Origin of the sequence: Rothia sp. HMSC062F03 (genome assembly GCF_001836905.1) — a bacterium.
Taxonomy (GTDB): domain Bacteria; phylum Actinomycetota; class Actinomycetes; order Actinomycetales; family Micrococcaceae; genus Rothia; species Rothia mucilaginosa_A.
The window spans coordinates 1-438 of sequence record NZ_KV830865.1; the positions used below are offsets into that span (position 1 = coordinate 1).

Consider the following 438-nt stretch of genomic DNA (forward strand, 5'->3'; position numbering starts at 1 on the left):
TAATAAAATATGTTCCTGGCAGAATTTGCACAAGGTGTTCGTGAAGGCCTCAAAGAGACATTAGGCACCATGAATCGGAGCCGCATGATAATGCTGGCAATTATTGTAGCGATTGCTCTCTTCGTTACCGTGTATCTTCCCTACTCTTTGCGTGATGATAGCGATAACGTTACCGCTACCTGCACCGTCACTAAGGCTTACACGAAGGACCGAGGGGGATCAGATGTTAGCGGCATGACCAATATTGCCCCCGTGGGTATTTTTGAGACGAAGGAGTGCGGCACGCTCCGCCTGTCTGTGGCTCCATCCGGGTGGAAGGTTCCCGACTATGTTCAGACGGCTCAGGTTGGGAAGAAGTATCTGTTTCATGTGGCGAATGACTCTATTCAAAAGGAACGGGATTTTGATACAACCCGCTTCGAAGAAATCAAAGAATAA

At 48.2% G+C, this 438-nt stretch carries 1 protein-coding gene; it reads left to right on the top strand.

Features of this window, described 5'->3' with window-relative positions:
* Positions 1-9 precede the first annotated feature (9 nt).
* Positions 10-438, top strand: coding sequence for a hypothetical protein (locus HMPREF2674_RS02710; RefSeq protein WP_070824753.1), 429 nt, complete (start codon positions 10-12; stop codon positions 436-438).

Bases quoted from the DNA above. Each gene is read 5' to 3' on its own strand.
- HMPREF2674_RS02710 (WP_070824753.1), top strand. From the start codon at position 10: ATGTTCCTGGCAGAATTTGCACAAGGTGTTCGTGAAGGCCTCAAAGAG.